The organism is Paractinoplanes deccanensis, assembly GCF_016862115.1.
Taxonomy (GTDB): domain Bacteria; phylum Actinomycetota; class Actinomycetes; order Mycobacteriales; family Micromonosporaceae; genus Actinoplanes; species Actinoplanes deccanensis.
In genome coordinates this window covers 1-18,865 of record NZ_BOMI01000041.1, presented here as the reverse complement: position 1 = coordinate 18,865, position 18,865 = coordinate 1, and the positions used below count along the sequence as shown (strand labels likewise).

At 72.2% G+C, this 18,865-nt stretch carries 16 protein-coding genes and 1 tRNA gene; 8 read left to right on the top strand and 9 right to left on the bottom strand.

What is annotated here, in order from left to right; all coding sequences use genetic code 11:
* Nucleotides 1–11: 11 nt before the first annotated feature.
* Nucleotides 12–836, bottom strand: a complete 825-nt coding sequence (locus Ade02nite_RS12420) for a MurR/RpiR family transcriptional regulator (RefSeq protein ID WP_203761761.1) — start codon at nucleotides 834–836, stop codon at nucleotides 12–14.
* Nucleotides 837–881: 45 nt separating this feature from the next.
* The gene (locus tag Ade02nite_RS12415) at nucleotides 882–1,712 is read right to left on the bottom strand and encodes a DUF3800 domain-containing protein (protein ID WP_203761760.1); all 831 of its coding nucleotides are present in this window, start codon (nucleotides 1,710–1,712) and stop codon (nucleotides 882–884) included.
* A 211-nt stretch (nucleotides 1,713–1,923) separates the two neighbouring features.
* On the opposite strand from Ade02nite_RS12415, the gene Ade02nite_RS12410 reads away from it, so the two are divergent.
* The 3 genes from Ade02nite_RS12410 (at nucleotide 1,924) to Ade02nite_RS12400 (ending at nucleotide 5,358) form a co-directional block, all read left to right on the top strand.
* Nucleotides 1,924–2,430: a TM2 domain-containing protein gene (locus Ade02nite_RS12410; protein ID WP_203761759.1), complete on the top strand. Its 507-nt coding sequence runs from the start codon at nucleotides 1,924–1,926 to the stop codon at nucleotides 2,428–2,430.
* Nucleotides 2,431–2,555: 125 nt separating this feature from the next.
* Nucleotides 2,556–3,182, top strand: coding sequence for a carbohydrate-binding module family 20 domain-containing protein (locus Ade02nite_RS12405; protein WP_239168713.1), 627 nt, complete (start codon nucleotides 2,556–2,558; stop codon nucleotides 3,180–3,182).
* A 139-nt stretch (nucleotides 3,183–3,321) separates the two neighbouring features.
* Entirely contained in the window at nucleotides 3,322–5,358 is a 2,037-nt protein-coding gene (locus Ade02nite_RS12400; RefSeq protein WP_203761779.1) for a heavy metal translocating P-type ATPase, read from the top strand.
* Nucleotides 5,359–5,381: 23 nt separating this feature from the next.
* Here Ade02nite_RS12400 and Ade02nite_RS12395 read toward each other — a convergent pair whose 3' ends face one another.
* From Ade02nite_RS12395 to Ade02nite_RS12380, 4 genes are read right to left on the bottom strand one after another with little or no spacing between them, the layout of a single operon-like run.
* Nucleotides 5,382–5,696 carry a hypothetical protein gene (locus Ade02nite_RS12395; RefSeq protein ID WP_203761757.1) on the bottom strand — a complete coding sequence of 105 codons (315 nt, stop codon included), beginning with the start codon at nucleotides 5,694–5,696 and terminating at the stop codon, nucleotides 5,382–5,384.
* A complete protein-coding gene (locus Ade02nite_RS12390; protein ID WP_203761756.1) occupies nucleotides 5,693–6,871 on the bottom strand; it encodes a hypothetical protein in 1,179 nt (392 codons plus the stop codon). Before Ade02nite_RS12390 ends, Ade02nite_RS12395 begins: the two co-directional genes overlap by 4 nt.
* Entirely contained in the window at nucleotides 6,868–9,834 is a 2,967-nt protein-coding gene (locus Ade02nite_RS12385) for a DEAD/DEAH box helicase (RefSeq protein ID WP_203761755.1), read from the bottom strand. Before Ade02nite_RS12385 ends, Ade02nite_RS12390 begins: the two co-directional genes overlap by 4 nt.
* Entirely contained in the window at nucleotides 9,831–11,198 is a 1,368-nt protein-coding gene (locus Ade02nite_RS12380) for a DUF4145 domain-containing protein (RefSeq protein WP_203761754.1), read from the bottom strand. Before Ade02nite_RS12380 ends, Ade02nite_RS12385 begins: the two co-directional genes overlap by 4 nt.
* A gap of 218 nt (nucleotides 11,199–11,416) precedes the next feature.
* Between Ade02nite_RS12380 and Ade02nite_RS12375 the strand changes: the two genes are divergently transcribed.
* From Ade02nite_RS12375 to Ade02nite_RS12365, 3 genes are all read left to right on the top strand, one after another.
* Nucleotides 11,417–13,633, top strand: coding sequence for a P-loop ATPase, Sll1717 family (locus Ade02nite_RS12375; RefSeq protein ID WP_203761753.1), 2,217 nt, complete (start codon nucleotides 11,417–11,419; stop codon nucleotides 13,631–13,633).
* 23 nt (nucleotides 13,634–13,656) lie between these two features.
* Nucleotides 13,657–14,469, top strand: coding sequence for an MOSC domain-containing protein (locus tag Ade02nite_RS12370; protein WP_203761752.1), 813 nt, complete (start codon nucleotides 13,657–13,659; stop codon nucleotides 14,467–14,469).
* A 75-nt stretch (nucleotides 14,470–14,544) separates the two neighbouring features.
* The gene (locus Ade02nite_RS12365; RefSeq protein WP_203761751.1) at nucleotides 14,545–15,525 is read left to right on the top strand and encodes an expansin EXLX1 family cellulose-binding protein; all 981 of its coding nucleotides are present in this window, start codon (nucleotides 14,545–14,547) and stop codon (nucleotides 15,523–15,525) included.
* Nucleotides 15,526–15,538: 13 nt separating this feature from the next.
* On the opposite strand, the gene Ade02nite_RS12360 is transcribed toward Ade02nite_RS12365, so the two are convergent.
* Genes Ade02nite_RS12360 through Ade02nite_RS12350 form a run of 3 tightly spaced genes read right to left on the bottom strand, consistent with a single transcriptional unit; the run spans nucleotide 15,539 to nucleotide 17,797 of the window.
* Complete coding sequence (locus tag Ade02nite_RS12360) at nucleotides 15,539–16,054, bottom strand: GNAT family N-acetyltransferase (RefSeq protein WP_203761750.1); 516 nt, start codon at nucleotides 16,052–16,054, stop codon at nucleotides 15,539–15,541.
* A 7-nt stretch (nucleotides 16,055–16,061) separates the two neighbouring features.
* Nucleotides 16,062–17,444 (bottom strand): hypothetical protein, encoded by a 1,383-nt coding sequence (locus Ade02nite_RS12355; protein ID WP_203761749.1) that lies wholly within the window; start codon nucleotides 17,442–17,444, stop codon nucleotides 16,062–16,064.
* The gene (locus Ade02nite_RS12350) at nucleotides 17,441–17,797 is read right to left on the bottom strand and encodes a PadR family transcriptional regulator (RefSeq protein ID WP_203761748.1); all 357 of its coding nucleotides are present in this window, start codon (nucleotides 17,795–17,797) and stop codon (nucleotides 17,441–17,443) included. The genes Ade02nite_RS12355 and Ade02nite_RS12350 overlap by 4 nt, the downstream gene beginning before the upstream one ends.
* A 122-nt stretch (nucleotides 17,798–17,919) precedes the next feature.
* Between Ade02nite_RS12350 and Ade02nite_RS12345 the strand changes: the two genes are divergently transcribed.
* Together Ade02nite_RS12345 and Ade02nite_RS12340 are read left to right on the top strand one after the other, a co-directional pair.
* Nucleotides 17,920–18,003: transfer RNA gene (locus Ade02nite_RS12345), tRNA-Leu, on the top strand.
* 448 nt (nucleotides 18,004–18,451) lie between these two features.
* Nucleotides 18,452–18,865: TetR/AcrR family transcriptional regulator (locus Ade02nite_RS12340; protein WP_239168712.1), on the top strand; the 414-nt coding region annotated here is incomplete at its 3' end.

Here is an 18,865-nt window from a genome sequence, read left to right as displayed (position 1 = left end):
CGATCTTCCCCTCACCCTTGGAACAGTTGCCGCCGCGCCGCGGCCGCCTCGAACTCCTCGAGCCGGCGCTGCACCGGCTCCGGATCCGCGTCACACATCGCCTGAAGCAGCACCATCGCCATCGCCATCGGCCCGGTGTGCAGGTCGAACACGAGCCGCGTGCCGACCGCCGCCGGCAACACGACGTCCGCGTGCTCGGCGACCGGGCTCACCGCCGAGTCGGTGATCGCGACCACCGCGTACCCCATGCCCTTGGCCTCTCTGACCACGTCGAGCGACTCACGCGGATAGCGCGGCAGCACCAGCGCCAGCATCGCACCGGCGCCCGCCACCTTCGCCTGATCGAGCCGATCGAGCAGCGAGGTGCCTCCGGTGTCCCAGACCCGCACGTCCGGGTGCACCTTGGCGGCGAAATAGCCGAAATATCCCGCCAACGGGGCGGCCGCCCGCAGTCCGAGCACGGGCAACGGCCGACTGGCGACAAGCAGATCAGCGGCCCTCTGTACGTCGTCGAGCGTCCCCAGCTGCTCCCGGAGCCGCTGAAGATGCTCCGCCTCGGCCTTGATCGCCCGCTGCATCGCGTTGTCCTCGGCGCCGTCGTCCGCCGTCCCGCCCACCAGATCACGCAGGGCCCGCCGCAGCGCCGGATAACCCGAGTAGCCCAGGGCCATCGCGAACCGCGTCACCGACGGCTGGCTCACGCCCGCCAGCTCCGCCACCTCGGCCGCCGACAACGAGGCCGCCGTCACCGACCGCTCGACCAGGCAGTGCGCGATCCGCCGCTGCGTCGGGGTGAGGCGCGCGCCGTTGAAGAGGGTGGCCGCTCCTTCATTCACTCCCGCACCTTATGCATAAAAACTTTCAGAGCGCTAGGGCACGGTCTAGGGAGCGAGGCCGTCACTGGTGCCATACGCCCAATCCGGGTGCGGTAATGCCCAGCCGGTTTGTGCTGACGGCTTCGCCCAGCTGGTCTCCCCGAAGCACCAGAAGAGCAGGTTGTACTTCTCGGGGAAAAGCACGAGCCCGGCGCCGTTGACCGCGTCCAGCCGGTGGCGGTGCATCAGCTTGGCCAACAGCGGTCCCAGATCGAGAGCCGACTTCCGGCCGGCGATCGCTGCCGTCGTCGCGGCCGTGATCAGGTCGGCCAGCTGCAAGTGGGGTACGTGCTGAGAATCGGCGGTGACGATCGGCAGCACCACTTGTCCGGGTGGTACGTACTCGGTCCCATCATTTGTCAGCCGCAGGGTGTCGGCCAGCCACTTCTTCTCCTCCTTGGACCCGCCACCCGGCTTGTCCGCCACCACGATTCCCAGGTCGCCGTGATCGGACAGGTGCATCGAGAGGCGTTCGAAGAGCCACTTGAGCAGTTCCTGGCCGACCTCGGCCGCGCCGCGGCTGGTGTACACGGCACTGTGATCGATGATGACGACGATCGAGCGGGCTTCCCGGGCGATGGCCGCCTCCAGCATCCGGCGGCGCAGTGCCGTAACGGCCTCACCGCCCGCCCTGGCCAGGAACGAGCCCTTCGCGGGCTTCCACTTGATCTCTTCTCCGGCCGGGATGCCGATCTCCGCGCGGATGCCGGCCAGGTCGTCCGCGTACCCGGCGACCTGCGCCTCGGGGAAGATCACAGTGCCCAGCGCCCGCAGGTGCCCGAGCCCTTCCCGGATCGGATCGGTCTGCTCGCTGTCGTCGAGAAATGCCAGGCGCATGCGCTCAACCTAGCCATGCGAGCTGTTCTATGGGCGGGACTCGGCGGCCGGACGGGTCGTCAGGGTGAGCCGATGAACGGATGGCTCGTCCGGCCGTTCGTCCATGATCGTCTTGTGTGCCTTCACCCGGTGTTCTTGATCGCATAGCGTCCACGTCCCCGGGCGTTTTGCGCGGGCGACATCCTTCATGTCCGCGAGGAGAGGCTTCACCGTGACCGACCCGTCATCGCCCTACTCGGCCCAGCCCTCCGGCTACCCGGCCTCGGGTTATCCGGCCCAGCCCTCCGCCTACCCGGCCGACCCCTCGGGCTACCCGGCCCCGACCTCCGGGCACCCGGCCCCGGGCTCCGGTTACGTGGCGCCGGCCTATCCGGCGCAGCAGCCAGGGCTGCCTGTTCCGGCGCAGGCGCCCGCCTACCCCGTCCAGCCGCAGGCGCCGGGATACCCGATGCCGGCGCAGGGCTATCCCGGCGTGCCGCCCATGGGTTACCCCGCGCGCCCGGCGCTGCCGCCCAAGGAGGTCGGCATCGCGTACCTGTTCCTGATCTTCCTGGGTGGTTTCGGGGCGCACCACTTCTACCTGGGCAAGACCGGCCGCGGGCTGCTGTGGCTGTTCACGTTCGGCGGGTTCTTCGGGATCGGCTGCCTCATCGACCTGTTCACGTTGCCCGCGCAGACCCGGCAGGTGAACTCGCAGCGCGCGATGGGCATCGGCTGACGAATCCATCCATATTTATGGATTAAAGGCCGTTGACGGACGGGAGCGACCGGCGAAAGGCTCACGGCAGCGTGACTTCGCCGGGAGGACGTCATGTCGGGCCGTCATCTTCTCGCCCGTGCCGCGTGCTGGCGCCGCCCGGCACCCCGCCGGGCGCGACCCTGTACCTGCCCGGCAACATCGCCGAGCTCGGCCCGTGGGACCCCGGCAAGCCGGCCATGACCGACCGCGGCAACGGCATCGGGGAAGCCACGATCACCGTCCCCGACGGCACCGACATCCAGTACAAGTACACCCGCGGCTCCTGGGAGACCGTCGAGGAGTGGGGCTCGATCACCGGCACGAACAACCGCAGCGTCACCGTCGACGGCGGCATCACCCGCACGATGCTGGTAGACGACACCTCCACGGCGTGGGACGACCCCGGCGTGCCGGACACCCACCTGGCGATCCAGTACTGGCGCGACCCGCTGGTCGTCTCCGCCTCGGCCGCCGGCTCGGCGGTGACGGTCCGCTTCCAGCGCGACATCCAGCCCGCCCGCGCCGACTACAGCGGATCGGTCACGGTCACCGGCCCCTCCGGCCCGGTGGCGGGTGCGGCCGGCGAGCCCACCCCGGGAACGCTGCTGTGGACGCCGTCGGCGACCTTGGCGCCGGGCTCGTACACGGTGACGGTGACCGGCGTGAGCAGCACCGGACCGGCGGGCGTGCCGATGCGCGAGCCGTACGTCACCACCGTCACCGTCCCTTAGCCGGCTCCTGACCGGTTGGAGGCGTCTCACACTTCGCCGGATACCCCCAGGGGGTATATACTGGCTCGTGGAGGTGGTCACGATGGGAAACGGAGAGACCACGCACGACCATGCGGGCGGTGGGCCGGCGACGGCCGTGATGCACACCGGGCCGCACGGCGGTCATGGCGCCCACGGCGGTCACGACAAGCACGCCGGCCACGACCCCGAGGCGTTCCGCCGCAAGTTCTGGCTGAGCCTGGCTTTGACCGTGCCGATCGTCGTCACCAGCGAGATGGTGATGGACTGGTTCGGCTACACGCTCGACTTCCCCGGCATCGGCGCGGTGGGGCCGGTCCTCGGCACCTTTGTCTTCTTCTACGGCGGCTGGCCGTTCCTCGTCGGCGCCGTCCGTGAGGTGCGTGACCGGGCGCCCGGCATGATGCTGCTGATCGCGATGGCGATCACCGTCGCCTACACGGCCTCGATCCTCACCAGCTTCGGCCTGTTCGACCTGGACTTCTGGTGGGAGCTGGCCGCGCTCGTGACGATCATGCTGCTCGGCCACTGGCAGGAGATGAAGGCGATCGGCCAGGCGCAGGGCGCCCTCGCCGCGCTGGCGGCGCTGCTGCCGGACGAGGCCGAACGGATCGCCGGCAACGGCGACGTCCAGCCGGTGCCGGTGTCGGACCTGCGGGTCGGCGACACCGTCCTCGTCCGCTCCGGCGGCCGCGTGCCCGCCGACGGCCGCATCGTCGACGGCTCCGCCGACCTCGACGAATCCATGATCACCGGGGAGTCGCGGCCGGTGACCCGCGGCGCCGGCGACCGGGTCGTGGCCGGCACCGTCTCCACCGACTCCGCGATCCGGGTGCGCGTCGACGCCGTCGGCGAGAACACCGCCCTGGCCGGCATCGGCCGACTGGTGGCGCAGGCCCAGGCGGCCGGCGGCCGCGCCCAGGTGCTCGCCGACCGCTTCGCCGCGATGCTCTTCTACGTCGCCACGGCCGCCGCCGCGATCACCTTCGTCGCCTGGTGGGCGCTCGGCGACGTCGAGCAGTCCGTGGTGCGCACCGTGACGGTCCTGGTCATCGCCTGCCCGCACGCGCTCGGCCTCGCCATCCCGCTGGTGATCGCGCTCTCCACGGCCGTGTCCGCCAAGGCCGGCATCCTCGTCAAGGACCGCCTCGCCCTGGAGCGCATGCGCACGGTCGACGCGGTGCTCTTCGACAAGACCGGCACCCTGACCAAGGGCGCGCACACCGTCACCGGCATCGCCACCACCGCCGGCATCGGCGAGGACGACCTGCTGCGCATCGGCGGGGCCGTCGAGGCCGACAGCGAGCACCCGCTGGCCCGTGCGATCGTGGCCGTCGCCCACGGCCGCGACCTGCGGGCGACGGCGCGGGACTTCCGGTCGCTCACCGGCCGCGGCGTCCAGGCGACAGTGGACGGCATCACGTACGCGATCGGCGGCCCCTCGCTGCTGCGCGAGCTCGGCGTCACGGCACCGGCCGGCCTGGCACACGCGACCGAAGGCTGGTCCCGGCGCGGCGCCGCCGTCCTGCACGTCATCCGGATCTCGGGCGAGCCGGCGGTGATCGGCGCGTTCGCGCTGGAGGACGAGGTGCGCCCCGAAGCCCGGCAGGCCATCGCGCAACTGCGCGAGCAGGGCGTCAAGAAGATCGTCATGATCACCGGCGACGCCCGGCCCGTGGCCGAGGCGGTCGCGGCGGACCTCGGCTTCGTCGCCGGCACCGACGAGGTCTTCGCCGAGGTGCTGCCCGCCGACAAGGACCGCGCGGTCGCCGGCCTCCAGGCCCGCGGCCTGACCGTCGCCATGGTCGGCGACGGCGTCAACGACGCCCCCGCGCTGGCCCGCGCCGACGTCGGCCTGGCCATCGGCGCCGGCACCGACGTGGCGATCGAGTCCGCCGGAGTCGTCCTCGCCTCCTCCGACCCGCGCGCCGTCACCGGCGTCATCCGGCTCTCCCGAGCCACCTACCGCAAGATGATCCAGAACCTGGCGTGGGCCGCCGGCTACAACGTCATCGCCATCCCCCTCGCCGCCGGCGTGCTCGCCTGGGCCGGCCTCACCCTGAGCCCGGCGATCGGCGCGGTGCTCATGTCGGCGTCCACGATCGTCGTGGCGCTGAACGCCCAGCTGCTGCGCCGGGTCAGGCTCACACCCCGGTGACGGCGCCGCTCGTCGCTCGCCTCTCAGCGGGCCATCCTGCGCACGGCGCGGCGCACCTGCCGCCCGAGGGCGTCGGACCGCGAGTTCGCGCGGCGCCGTAACCGGCCGGATGCGGAGGTCATCGACCCGGCCTCCGCATCCCACTGGTCCCACCGCTCCCAGTGATCCGCATAGTCCCGGACCTCGATCGCATCGCCCATGTCGTCCATCTCATCCTGGGCCGACGGGTCCTGCCCGTAGTCGTAGTCCTGATAGTCCTGATAGTCGGGCAGGTCCAGGCGGTCATCGTCCTCGGGCCACTCGTCAGCCGAGCCGTCGTGATCTCCGATAGGTGTCATCTCTCGTCTCCTCGGGTCAGTTCGTCGAGTCGGGCCGCATGGCGCGGGTCCCCCGTGGCTCGGGCGTGGCGGCGGAGGCCGGCGATGGAGACCTCCGGGACCTGGAGGCTCGCGGCCAGGTCGCGGCAGCGTGCGTGCAGGTCGTCGAGGCCGGCCACCTCGGGCAGCGTCGCGATGCCCAGGGCGCGGTCCAGCAGCGCGCGCCGGCGGGCCGCCTCGTCGTCGCACCAGATCCGCAGGAAGTGGTGGTCGTGCAGCTGGTACGTGCCGATCCGGGTGTACGGGATCAGCGGGTGCTCGCCGAACGCCGGCCCGCCGAGCACCACCCGCCAGAGGCCGTCGTCGTTCTCGAGCTCGCCCGCCCCGTACCACTTCGACCGGGCGAGCCACCCGCGCCAGATCTGCTCCGGGTCGCGCAAGCCGGTGGCCTCGATGCGGTGCCCCGCCGCTGTCTCGGCGCACACCTGCTCCAGGAACTCGTCGCGGCGTTCGCCCACGGCGGTGTAGGCGAGCAGCCCGTGGCCGGCGGTCTCGATGAGATAGCTGGGCAGGTATCCGGGGCGGTGGCCGAGCTGGCGCAGGTTGCCGAACTCGCCGGGCAGGTTGTAGTCCGCCCGGTCGGGACGGTTCTCCAGCCAGGTCACGACCTCCGGGTTGTACGGGGCCGCGGTGAACAACCGGGCGAACCCGGTCCGGTCGGCCGGCCGGCCGTCGTCGATCTCGGGCGTGTCCAGGATCGGCACGTTGCGGTCGTAGTAGGGCCGGGGGAACGGCCGCCCGGTGTGCCTGTCGACCAGCAGGGTCAGCCGGCTCGTCGACGGGACGTACCGGACGTTCTCCCGCACCGACCGCATGCCGAGCGGGGTCAGCTCGAGCCCGGCCGGCCCGGTGGTGACGTGCTCGATCGTGCCCAGGAAGGCGAGGCAGCGCTCCACCAGCGGGAGCGGCAGGCCGAGGAAGGCGGCCAGCCCGGCGGGCGCGCGGACGGCGCCCTCCTCGATCGCGCGCACGATGAAGTGGTCGATCAGCTCGAAGGACTGCTTGTCGTGGACGTCGGCGCTCACCTCGACCTGCCACAGCGGCCACAGCATCGGGAAGAGCCGCAGCGGCCGGACGCCGGGCAGCGTGGCGGCGTGCTCGATCGCCCGGGACGCGGGATAGATCGGGCGCCTCACGACTCCGCCTTCCGCAGGGCGCGGAGCGCGGCGGACACCTCGTCGGCCGATCGCAGGTCGCCGCACTCGCCGAGGTGATCGGTGAGGGAGCGCATGACCTCGCGGAACGCGGTGTCGGACGTGCCGCGCAACGTGCGCAGGTCGCCCACCAGGACGAGTTGCCGGCGGGCCCGGGTGATCGCCACGTTGAACCGGCGCAGCTCCCTGAGGAAGCCGATCCGGCCGCCGGGATTGCTGCGGGTGAATCCGAAGACGATGAGGTCGCGCTCGCCGCCCTGGAAGGAGTCGACAGTGCCCACGCTCCGCGCGATCTCGGGCGCGGCGCCCAGCCTCTCCTCGAGGCGCCGGATCACCAGGTCCTTCTGGGCGTTGAAGGGCACGATGACCGCCCAGTCGCGGTGGTGCCGGCGGAGCGCGCCGACCAGGTCGGCGATGAGCGATGCCTCCAGCCTGTTGCGGTATCCGTGCTCGGTGCCGCCGGTCGTGCGGCCCATGTCGGTCTCGGCGCGGGCGGCCGACGGGCGGCGGGACGTGTCGACCATCGCGAACGGCGACGTGAAGACCGGGCCGGCCGTCACCCCGGGATGCTCGGTGCGGAGCTTGCCCTCGTAGAAGGTCGTGGAGACGAAGTCGGCGACGGCCGCGGGCATCCGGCGCTGGGTTCGCAGCCAGACCGCGTTGGCCCGGCCGGCGCGCGGGAAGAGCAGCTCGAATCCGCTCTTCCTCAGCATGCCGGCGACCACCGGCACCTCCGCCGGGCCCAGCTCGGCGCCGGTGGTGAGCCCGGCGGCCCACCGATCGACCTCGTCCTCCAGATAGGGCGGCAGTTGCCGGTCGTCGCCGACGAGCATCGCCCGGCGTGACCGCACGAGCGGCACCAGCAGGTTCGGCGTGGAGATCTGGCCGGCCTCGTCCACGATGGCCAGATCGAACTCCAGGTCGGCGATGAGGGCCGACGTGTCGGTGCCGATGCAGGTCGCCCCGACGACCTGGGCGTAGCGGGCGATCTCGTGCTCGAGCCGGACGCTCACGTCACCGATCCGCGAGCGCCACTGGCGGAGCAGCTCCCGGCGCCGGTCGAGCATCGCCACGGTGTCCACGCACCACCGGTGATGGTCCACCCACGGCTCGATCGCCGACGCGGGGACCGCGGGAACGTCGACCACGGTCCGCAGCACGGAGCGGACCAGCTCGTCGGCCCGGGCGAGCTCCGCCCAGGCGCCGGCGGCGGTCCGCTCGGCCGCGGCGCGAGCGCCCGTCAGCTCGGTGATCCGCGGGTCGTCCGCGACCATCGCCCGTGCCCGGGCGGCGACCGTGTCCCGCTCCGCCTCCGCCCGGGTCAGCCCGGCACGTGTCTCGGCGAGGTCCCGTTCGTGACGGGCCACGCGCCCGGCCAACCGGCGGGCGTGCCATTTGTGCAGGAGGGCCAGCGGTCCGCCGTTCGCCGCGGCGGCCCGGGCGGTTCGGAGCCGTTCGGCGGCTCCGGCCGCGGCGGCCTCGTACTGCTCCGCCCAGAGCCGGTAGCGGCCGACGGCGCGCCCGGCCTCGTCGAGCGCCGCCCGGAGCGGTGCGGTGACCTGGTCGACGGCGACGGCCGTCGCGGCGTCGATCCGGCCCAGCTCGTGCCGAGCCGAGCGGGCGCGGTCGACGGCGGCGCCCATGCCGGTCAGCGTGTGATCGATGACCGGACGCTGCCGGCACACCTCGGTGAGGGCGTCGAGCTGGGCCGAGTCGGCCAGGATCTCCCGCCGTACGGCCTCCACCCGGCTCTCCGCCGACAGCGCCTTGACCCTGTCGCTCATCTTGTCCTCGTTGCCGATCCGCACGACGTTGAGGTCCGGCGGCAGGTCTTGCAGGACGTTGTCGACCGCCGTGTGGGTGTGCGACGTGACGAGCACCCGCTGCCCGCGCGCGGCGCACGCGCGTACCACTGCTGTGATGGTCCTGGTCTTGCCTGTGCCGGGCGGTCCCAGCACACAGAGCAGGTCGGGGACCTCCAGCGCTCGCTGGAACGCTTCCGTCTGGTCGCCGGGGTCCAGGGGGATCGGCGGCTGCTCGGCGGCCGGCCGGTAGGGCGCGAACCGCGCGCCGGCGAGGTTGTCGAGCAGGTGCGGGTTGAGCGCCGCGCCCCGCCGTAGCTGCCCGACCGCGTCGCGCTGTGCGCGGAAGACGCGATCACCCAGCAGGATCCGCAGAGTGCCCTGGCCCTTGATCTGGTCGAAGTCGGTGCCCGGCTCGAACCGGACCGCGACGTCGCGGCCCTCCACCGCGATCACCCGGCCGCGGAGGTCGGGCCGATCGCCCAGGCAGATCACCTTGTCCTTGGCCGGATCGCCGGCCGCCGTGAGGCGGAAGCGGTAGAGGCCACGCGCGGAGTACCGGCGGTCCCGGTACGGGGCGACCGACTCGTAGTGCAGCGGCGCCAGGGCCGCGTGCTTCTCGGTCTCGATGCGGTGACCGGCGTCGATCATCATGGTCAGGAGGTCGAGATACCGCGCGTGCCGGGGCGGTGCCACGACGGCCGGAGCGGCGGGCTCGGTCACGGCGCGCCAGGCCTCCCACAGCGCGGCGACGTCGATGGCGGCGCCGGACAGGTTGCGCGCGGCGATCGCCTGACCGACCGAGCGCAGGTCCGGGTAGGCCCGAAATCCCTGATCGCATCGGAGCAGGAGCGCGCCCGCGAGCAGCCGGTCCTCGTCCTTGAAGCGCCGGGGTGCGGCCTTGTGCAGGTGCAGGGCGTCGTTCTTGCCGCTGGGGAAGAGCCAGGCGACCCGGTGCGCGGCGTGGATCGCCATCCGCAGGCCCTGGCGCGTGGTCTCCAGCGTCACCGGGAGGCCGCCCTGCCGGACGAGCAGATCGATCTCCGCGAGGAACGGCGTGGGCTGGTTACCGATGTCGCGGAGGAATCTGTCCGAGAGAACGAGCGGGATCGGCCCGGCGAGGGCGACGGGGCGGGCGGTCACGCGGTCGCTCCCCGCAGCATCGCCTCGCGGCTCGACCGCAGCACGGCGGCGAAGGCGTCCACGCTCGGCCGGCGGGCCGGGTCCGGATCGAGGGCCCGCGCCAGGATCTCGTCGAGCTCGGCGGGCAGCGCGGGGTGGTAGGTCCGCAGCGGGAACGCGCGTCCGGCGACGGGCGCGACACCGGTGCAGGTGTGCAGCAACAGCGCGGCGAGCTGGAAGACGTCGGCCGGAGGGCCGAGGCTGCCGCGGGCGAGCTGTCGCTGCTCGGGAGCGGCATAGGCGCCCGCCTCGCCCGGAAGCCGGGGCAACCAGGCCAGGCCCAGGTCGCGGGCGCGCGCGCCGCGGCCGCGCTCGGGCAGCACGATCTCGTCGCCGCCGAGCAGGCGATGCGCGGTGCCGGCCCGGTGCAGGTCCGTGAGCGCGCCGGCGACCTCGGCGAGCGCGCCGAGCGCCCGGGGAACGACGAACGGGTCGAGCGGCAGGGGGCCCGGGCCGAACATCTGCGTCCAGGTGGGCCCCCTGAGTCTTTCGGTGGCGAGGACGAAGCGCTGCCTGCCGGCGAGCTTGGGCAGGCGGTCTCCGCGGCCGCCGGCCGCGAGGACATCGGCCTGGGCCCGGAGGCCGTCGGCGATCGAGGCGGGCTTCGAGCCGGTGAGACCGACGAGGCGTACGGGCAGCTCGCGCCGGTCCAGCGAGTGCGCGTCGGCGCGGGTGAGGGTCCAGGCGTGGTCGGTGCCGGTTATGCGCGTGCCGTGATCGTGCACCAGGTAGGTGACGCCGGCGCAGCTCACGTGGGAGCCGCCGGCCCATTCGCGGGGACCGGCCGGGCTGATGCGGATGCCGGCCCGGGAGGAGTTCTCGATCAGGCTCCGGAGGCCGGCGAATTCGGCCTGAATGCTTTCCAGCAGGGCATTGACGGCGGTCTCCCGTTCCGCCCGCGGTGTGAAGGCGTGTGTCACGCGCTCGCCGGTGTTGAATTGGTGCCACCAGACACCGATATCGAAACACCGTTCGACGGCGGACCGTGCCGTCTCGGAGTCGCCCGCCATGTCGTGCAGGGCGGCGTTTCCCTTGGTGCGGAGATCATGGAGCCCGCTCGTGATCTGCCGCGGAATGATGTGCGCCGCGGCCAGCTGATTGATGCCGGACTTCAGCTCGATGTGCTGGTCCCGGCGGCCGGACCGGCGCAGGAGCTCCTTGGTCAGCCGTTCGGCGAAGACCCGGGTCAGCGCGAGCGCGATGAAAGGGACCTTGCCCGCCAGCTCCTCCGCCGCGGCCGCGGACCGGGCGAGAGAATCGTTTGTCTCGGCGAGAAATCGGAAGTTGTGAGAATCGTTCACCAGTTGTCGCAGATAGTCGTTCACGGCTCTCCCGTTCGAGGCTGGCGCGGCCGAACAGGACAGAATAGGGACGTCCCGACCGGAGGGGAAGACGGCTTTCCTTGATCCTTTTTGGTGCGGTCCTTTTTGCCGGACGGAGGATGCCAGACCCGAGCCCGCCGAAATAGTGCGCGGTTGCGAGCCATTCGCTCGCCACCCGGAGCGGCCGGACACCATAGTGGAGGGCGGCTACCGTGTGCGGGGTGACCGAGCCGTTACCCATTCGCCGTCGTGAGCTTGCCGCGATCCTTGCCGATCTCGAGAAGGGACGGTCGGCGGGCGTGCTGCTGCTGGGCGTCGCCGGGTCGGGAAAGACCGTGCTCGTGCGCATGCTCGGCGATGACCTGCGGCGGCAGGGGCGTGCCGTCTTCCACGTGGATCTGCGGGACGTGCGGCAGCCGGGGGAGGTGGGCGCGCGGGCCGTCGAGGTGGTGGCCGGCGGCAGCAGCAGGCGGACGCTGCAGTCGTCGTCCGGCGCGCCGCCGGTGACCGAGACGATCGAGATCCTGGACGGTGCGGGCGGGCGGCTCGAGCGGCCGGTGCTGCTCTTCGACGGGCTCGACGAGGCCATCGACCCGGCGGGTACGGCGTCCGCGATCGACGAGCTCAGCCGCGCGCTGCCGCGATGGTCCTTCGTGGTCAGTTCCCGGCCGCCGGTGGCGGGCGGGCTGGAGCAGTTCTCCGCGTTCACGCTCACCCCGTTCACCCGCGAGGAGGCGACGATCGTGCTGCGCCGGCTCGTGTCGTCGGCGGAGATCCCGTTGAGCGGGCTGCCGCTCGCGTTGTCGGTCATGGAGTCGGCGCCGCTCGACGAGCTGCGGGCGCTGCTGGAGCGGTGGGTGGACGGCGCGGTCGCGAGCTCGCCCGACCCGGCGCGGGCGCGGGCCCTGCTCGAGCGGGTGGCGCTCGGCCACGTCACCGTGCGCAACGGCAACCACGCCGAGGTCGGCGATCTGCTGCGCTACGACCGGGCGGCCGGCACCGTCTCGTTCCCGCACCCGCTGATCCGCGACATCATCCTGTCGCGGCGCCTGCGCGAGCATCCGTTCGAGCTGGCCGAGCTGCGGTTCGGCGCCGAGGACGCGGAACGGGACGACCTGCTGGAGGAGAGCTTCGTGCTCTGGCAGAACGTCGGGTCGATCCTCTCCCAGCGCCGCTCGATCGTCGTCGGCGACCGGGGCGCCGGCAAGAGCGCGATCTTCCACAAGCTCTCCGCCTACCGCGACGACGTCGAGGTGCTGCCGGTCGCCAACCCGAGCGACCTGCTCCAGCGCATCGCGGGCGCCGACACGCACGACGCCGACACGCTGCGCGCGGCCTGGCTGGTGGTGGTCGCCGCCGTGGTGGCCGCCGCCCTGCCCGAGGACGCGCCGCGCAAGCTGCTCCAGGAGGGCGCGGAGCTGCGTGCGGCCGTGGGACTGCCCACCAGGCCGATGGGCCGCACCAAGCGGGCCCTGCGCGCGATGGCCAGGCCCTTCGGCGGCACCACCCTGCGGTTCGCGGTCGGCCCGGTCAACCTGGAGGCCGAGCTGCCGAGCGGCGCCACCCCCACGATCAGCACGGTCGACGTCGAGTCGTTCCTCGCCGTCACCGACAAGATCCTGCGGTCCGAGAAGCGCCGGGCCGTCGTGCTCTTCGACCGGATCGACGAGCTCTACAAGTACGACCGCACGCGCCAGGAGGCCGTCGTGCAGGGGCTGTTGCAGGTGGAGGGCCGGGTCAGCCTGCTCGACGGCATCGACCTGGTGGTGTTCCTGCGCACCGACCTCTTCGAGCTCTACGACATCCAGGAGAAGAACAAGCTGGTGTCGCGGCGGCTGGTGCTCGACTGGTCGGAGGAGGACTGGCTCCAGGTTCTGGTGCGCCGGGTGCTGGTCAACGAGCCGCTGGGCTGGGTCGCCGAGCGGCTGCGGCTGCCGGGCGGCGGCTTCGAGACGCGGCCGGCGCTGGGCGTGCTCTTCCCCGCCGAGGTGGAGGGGCGCCCGATCGACAGGTGGCTTTCCGATTCCGTACGCAACGGCAACGGCGACGTGTCACCGCGCCTGGCCGTGCTCCTGCTCTACCTGGCGCGCGAATACGCGGCGCGGCCGCGCGAGAAGGTCACGTCGCTCCCGCTCTTCTCGGCGGCGGCGATCTCGCGCGCCATGACCGAGGTGTCGGAGCTCAGCTTCTCCGAGGTCGTCAACGACTTCAAGGTGGCCTCGTCGTTCGTCCTCAACTGCCGGGCCGGCAAGCGCACCCTGTTCAGCCTCGCCGAGGTCGAGGGCCTCTTCGAGCCGTCCGAGGGCCCGGTCAGCGAGCAGGTGCGCCTGCTGGAGCGGCTCGGTTTCCTCGAACGGGTGGTGCGCGACACCGGCGACGGCGCGCGCTCGATGTTCCGCGTCCCGGAGCTGTACACCCGCTGCTGGGAGGCCTCGTAGAGCGCGCGTGACAAGCTGGGGGCATGCGCATCACGGCCCTGTACACGTACCCCGTCAAGGGTTGTCACCGGATCGAGCACGACGTGGCGCGGGTGGAACCGTGGGGTCTCGCCGGCGACCGCCGGTGGCTGATGGTCGACGCCGAGGGCGTCGGCATCACGCAGCGTGACTCGCCGCTGCTCACCCAATTGGCGGTACGCCCGCGCGCGGGCGGCCTGGTGCTGAGCGCGCCGGGCCTGCCCGAGCTGGACGTGGACGAGCCGGTCGACGGTGCCGAGGAGCTCGTGCGCGTCTTCCGGCACAAGGACCCGGCCCCCGCGCGGGTGGCCGAGAAGGAGTGGAGCAGCGCCTTCCTGGGCCGCGACGCGCGCCTGGTGTGGCAGCGGGACCCGGCGGGGCGGCGGATCGCGACCCACGCGCTGCCGGACGACCGGGTCAGCTTCGCCGACGGCTTCCCGGTGCTGCTCGCCAACGAGGGGTCGCTCTCCGCGGTCAACGACTGGCTGGCCGAGAGCGGGGAGGAGCCGGTGCCGATCACGCGGTTCCGGCCCAACCTGGTGGTCGGTGGCGCGCCGGCGTGGGCGGAGGACGAGTGGCTCGGCCGGCGGTTGCGGATCGGCGACGTGACGTTCCGTGCGGCGAAGTCGTGCTCGCGCTGCGTGGTGACCACGATCGACCAGGAGACGGGGGAGAAGGGCCGGGAGCCGCTACGCCTGCTGGGCAAGCGGCGCCGCTTCGACGACGGGCTGCTCTTCGCCATCAACCTGATTCCCGACATGTCGCATGTGTCCATTGCGGTGGGTGATCCGGTGGAAGTGCTCCAGCCGTACGGGTGAAGCGGGCCACCGCAGCCTTAGGAGTGTCTTAGGAAAGTTGCCGCGGCCCCCGCGTGGCGTGCAGGGTCGGACAGCGTGACCGGATCCCGCCTGCTCAAGCCCCGTTGGCTCGCCGCCGGAGGCGCGGCCGTCCTCGCCGCCGCCCTCGGTGTGGCCCTCGTCGTCCAGAACAGCGGCGCCGCGTGCGCGGCACCGCCCTCGACGACCGCGAGCAAGGGCAAGGCGACGTACTTCTCGCTCGACGGCACGATCGGCAACTGCTCGTTCCCGTCGCCACCCGCGGACGATCTGTTCGTGGCGCTCGGGCAGTCGAACCAGTACTCGGCGGGCGCGGCCTGCGGCACGTACATCGACGTCACCGGCCCCAAGGGCAAGACGCGGGTCAAGGTCATCGACTCGTGCCCCGAATGCCCCGCCGGGCACCTCGACCTGAGCCTCACGGCATTCAAGAAGATCGGCGTGCAGTCCGACGGCATCATCCCGATCACCTACAAGGCGGTGCCGAACGCGGCGGTGCCGGGGCCGATCTCCGTACGGGTGAAGGAAGGCTCGTCGCGGTACTGGCTGAGTGTGCTGATCGACAACCACGCGAACCAGTTGGCCTCGGTGAAGATCGCCGGATCGGGCGGGACGTTCCGCTCGGCGACGCACGAGGACTTCAACTACTGGACGCTGCCGAGCGGGGCGGGCACCGGCCCGTTCAAAATCAAAATCACGGACATCTACGGCAACTCGGTGACGGTGCCGAACATCAAGCTCGCCGTGGGCAAGACCCAGCAGACCAGCGCCAAGCTGACGGGCGGCAGCGTGGCCAAGAAGCCGGAGAGCGCCACGGCCACGCCGGCGCCGAAGAAGAAGGCCACCCCGAAGCCGTCCGCGTCCTCCTCGGCCGCGGCTCCGGCCGCCCCGAAGCCGTCTCCGTCGGCCTCGGCCGCGCCGCTGACCGGCCTGCTGGAGTCGGCGGCAGCCGAAGCCGCCGCCGGCGCCACCGCCACCACGCCGGCCGCGCAGGCCGCCGTGGACCTGGCCGCCGGCACACAGGCGAAGTGCGGATGACCGGCGTCGTCGTTCAGAGGCCGAGCCACATGTAAATCTCGTCGCGGTCGTCACCCGGTGCCAGCCGCAGGGCGCCCGGGACGCGGCCGACCTCGCGATAGCCGAGCCGCTCGTAGAACCGCTCGGTGCCCAGGCCGCCCCGCACGGTGACCTGGAGCGCCTCCAGCCCCATCCGGCGGCCCAGCGCCTCCGCCTCCCGCATCAGGGCGGCACCGTAGCCGCGGCCCTGGCTCTTCGGGGTCACCATGACCCGCTTGAGCACGCGCCAGTGGCGCTTGAGCGCGAAGCGGTTGTCCACCACGAAGAGCAGCGCCACCAGCTCGTCACCGTCGAAGCCGGCCAGCAGCCGGTCCGGGCCGTCCGCCACACCCTCGAACGCCGCCTCGGCCACCGGGCGTACGTCATCGGGGCCGACCGGCGCGACGAAGCCGACCGCGCCGCCGGCGTTGGTGACGTCGACCCAGAGGGCGACGGCGCGCTCCCTCAGATGATCGGTGAGCGGCGGATCCACGACGAACTCGATTCCCATGCCACCATCATCGCGGCACCTCGACCGGGGGATCGTGGGCGGCCCGCCGCCCGAGAGCCGCCGCGCCGAGCGACACGAGAGACAGCGCCGCGCCGAGGACAGTGCAGCCATAGCCGTACGTCATGGTGAGCGCCCAGAACGGCTGCACCGGAGGGCTGTCGGCGAACGCCTGCGTGCCGAAGATCAGCAACCCGAGCGCTGCCTGGGGGACGAGCAGCACCAGGGCGAACACGGCCGGGACGAGCGCGACCGGGGCGATCCCGGTGCGGCGGCTTTGGGTGCTGCGGCTTTTTGTGCTGCGGGTCTTTGTGCTGCGGCTTTTTGTGCCGTGGCCGGTCCAGTCGGTGATCGTCTCGGTGCCGTGGCCGGTCCACACGGTGATCGTTTCTGTGCGGCGGCTGGCCCAGCCGGTGATCAGCCAGCCGATCAGCGCCCCGGCAGCCAGGCCGGCCAGGGTGGCCGCGGTGACGTAGCCGGGCGTGAGCCGGTCGAGCCTCGCGGTGGCGTAGAAGGACCCGGCCGGTGTGTCGACGACGTCCGTCATGGACTCGACCGTCAGGGCGAGCCCGCCGCGCGTCGCGCTGAAGGACCGCCCGGTGTCGTCGAGCTCCCCGGTGGCGATCAGCGTCGGCCCGGTGACGGCCGCGTCCTCCACCTGCCACCCCGCGGCGACCAGCCGATCCTGCGCGGCGGCCGTCCAGGATCGGTAGTCGCCCCGCAGGAAGAACTTCTCCGGAGAGAGGATCACCGTCGCGAACGCGAAGTCCTCGTCACGGGGCGAGAAGGCGGTGCTCGGCTCGCCCAGGTCGTGAAACAGCCCGTCGGCGTCCCGCTCGGCGGTCGCCGGCACCCCCGGAAAGAGCGTCCCGCTGATGGCGGTGAGGCCCGCCCCGCTCGGGTAGCCCGGCACGAACTCCCAGGCCACCCGGGAGGCGACGGCCGCGCCCAGAAAACCCGCGATCAGCGCGACCATCGAGGCGAGCACGACCACACCCCGGCTGCCCGGCCGCCCGAGCCGAGCCCGAAGCCCATGCCGGATCAGGTTGACCGCCTCCCGCCCGGTGGGCCGCCGCCGTCCGCCGGGCGCCGCTTCGAGAAGCGTGTCGAGCAGTTCCTCCCGCCGCCGCCCCTTCGGGTAGGCCCGCAGAAGCACCCGATACCGCCCACCAAGCCGGCTCCGGGCGTCGCCGCCGCCCGTGGCCCGCGCGCTGCCGGTGTCGGTACCGGTGGCGGCGCGCTCGCTGCTAGTGCCGCTGCCACCGTTGCTGCCGTTGTCGGTGTGCCGCTCGTCGGCGTGGCTGCTGTCGTTGTCGTTGCCGGCGTTGCCGGCGTTGCTGCCGCTGTCGGTGTGCCGGTTGTCTGCGTGGCTCTTGTCGCCGTCGCTGCTCATGCGGTCGCCGGGCCCAGGTCGGGGCGGGCCTGCGGCGCGCGGGCCGCCAGCTGCCGGCCGGCCGTGCGCGCGTTCTGCGCGAGCCGGTCGACCTCGGCGTTGAGCGCGGCGACCCCGCCGACCGTGAGGCGGTAGTAGCGGCGGTCGCGACCGTCCACCTTTTCGTCGTGATCGACCTCGATCAGCCCCTCGGCGTGCAGCCGGTCGAGCGCCGCGTAGAGCGTCCCCGCCTGCAACGTGACCCGCCCCTCGGAGAGCGCCGCGGCCGCCTGCATGATGCCGTAGCCGTGCCGGGCTTGCTGAGCGAGCGCCGTCAGGATCCAGAAGGTGGGTTCACGCATAGCCTTAGCCATGCCGACGAACATAAAGATGATCTCACTATCGGTCAAGGCCGGAAGAACGGGTGCCCTGGTCGGAGCCCGGACCGTCTAAACTCTCTTGAGCGTGCCGGCCCAGCATCCGCGGACCGGCCCGAGCGGGAGTGGCGAAATAGGCAGCCGCGCGGGTTTTAGGTGCCCGTGCCCGAAAGGGCGTGGGGGTTCAAGTCCCCCCTTCCGCACAGTTCCGACCCCTGAAGGCGCGACTGCTGGCTGCGCCGGCTCGCCCGCCCGCGTTCCGTGCCCGCGTCGGCCTGTGCTGCGCCCACCTGGCGCGCAGTGCCTGCGTGCACTCCGTCCCTTGCGGTGGTCGCCTGCGCTGACGTGTCTGCGTGCACTCCGCCCCTTGCGCGCCCGGCTGCGCTGACGTGTCTGCGGGCACTCCGCCCCTTGCGCGCCCGGTTGCGCTGACGCGTCTGCGCCCAATCTCGCCCCTACGGCGCCCGCCCACGCTGTCGCAACTGTGCCCGGGGTCTGCGCCTATCTGCCCCTTCCCCGTATCCGCCCTTCTGGGCTCGCCCGGAGGGCGGCCACCCCTTCATCAACGGCTCTCATTGACGGAGTGAGCACTCACTCCGTAGGGTGGATGGCATGACACCTCCTCCTTCCACCCGGCGACGTGCGCCGGGGATGACGCCAGAACAACGGCGGGACGCGATCGTCAGTGCCGCCCTCCCGCTCGTCGCCGAGCATGGGGCGGCAGTGACCACCGCTCAGATCGCCCGGGCCGCGGGCATCGGTGAGGCGACGATCTTCCGGGTCTTCGACGACAAGGACGCGCTGCTTCAGGCCTGCATCGCGCGGGCGCTCGATCCGGCGAACGTGCTCTCTCAGCTGCGGTCGATCTCGCTCGACCAGCCGCTCGCCGACCGGCTGGTCGAAGCGGTCGACGCCCTCGACGCCCACATGGGCCGCATCGGCGCGGTCATCGGCGCCCTGCACGCCTCGGGCATGCCGAACCGGCGACCGCGACCCGGCGAGCGGGGCGTCCGCATCGGCGCAGGCGAGCCGAAATACACGAACGAGGGCGCCGGCGCGAGCGCC